This is a genomic window from Mycobacterium parascrofulaceum ATCC BAA-614 (assembly GCF_000164135.1).
GTDB classification, from domain to species: domain Bacteria; phylum Actinomycetota; class Actinomycetes; order Mycobacteriales; family Mycobacteriaceae; genus Mycobacterium; species Mycobacterium parascrofulaceum.
Map to the genome: position 1 here is coordinate 1 of NZ_GG770637.1, position 920 is coordinate 920.

At 63.7% G+C, this 920-nt stretch carries 2 protein-coding genes; both read right to left on the reverse strand.

Annotated elements, in window-relative coordinates:
• Positions 1-571: IS5 family transposase (locus tag HMPREF0591_RS34320; RefSeq protein WP_341860258.1), on the reverse strand; the 571-nt coding region annotated here is incomplete at its 3' end.
• Entirely contained in the window at positions 474-869 is a 396-nt protein-coding gene (locus HMPREF0591_RS34325; protein WP_007172650.1) for an IS5 family transposase, read from the reverse strand. The genes HMPREF0591_RS34320 and HMPREF0591_RS34325, both read right to left, overlap by 98 nt.
• Between the last annotated feature and the right edge of the window lie 51 nt (positions 870-920).

Here is a 920-nt window from a genome sequence, read left to right on the forward strand (position 1 = left end):
AGATGGTGATGGCTCTGAGCACGGCTGCGGCGCGATAGACGATGGCGAGTTTGTCATAGCGGGTGGCCAGGCCGCGCCATTGCTTGACGACGTTGAAGCTGCGTTCAATGACGTTGCGGCCCTTGTAGTCCTGGGCGTCGAAGGCCGGCGGCCGCCCGCCGCGCGAGCCCCGTCGTTTGCGGTGAGCGATCTGGTCTGAGGGCTCCGGGATCACCGCAACGATGCCGCGCCGACGTAACTGGGCGCGGGTGGATCGACTTGAATATGCCTTATCGGCGCGAACCCGTTCGGGACGCGTCCGCGGCGAACCGCCACCACCGGGGGCCACCTTCAAATGCGCTAGCAAATGCTCAAAGACGGGGCCGTCGTGGGCTTGCCCGGCCGAAACCAGAACCACCAGCGGGCGCCCGGCGCCGTCGACGAGGTGATGGATCTTGCTGGTCCAGCCGCCGCGGGAACGGCCAATACCGTGGTCAAGCGGCTCGACGCGGAGATTCTTGTAATTCGACCCAGCCCCCTGTGTGCCGAGTGACGTTTGTGGCGTGCTGATGCGCGCGAGCGATCGTGGAATCCACCGCCACCGCCCAGTCGATGATCCCCGCCTCCTGGGCAGCAGTCAGCAACCGCGCCAACACCACATCCCACGTGCCATCTTCACTCAGGCGCCGATGCCAGGTCCAGATCGTCTGCCAGGGCCCGAACACCTCAGGCACGTCCCGCCAGGCGATCCCACACCGATACCGGTAGATGATCCCCTCCACCATCTGGCGAGCATCCCGAAAAGGCCTGCCCTTCTTGCCCGTCCGAACAGGCAACAAATCCTCGATCAATGACCACTGAGCATCAGAAAGCAACCGAAACCGCGACATGACCTAAGCCTCAGGCATAACACCTGAAACACTTGTCAGACACGCCCTAGT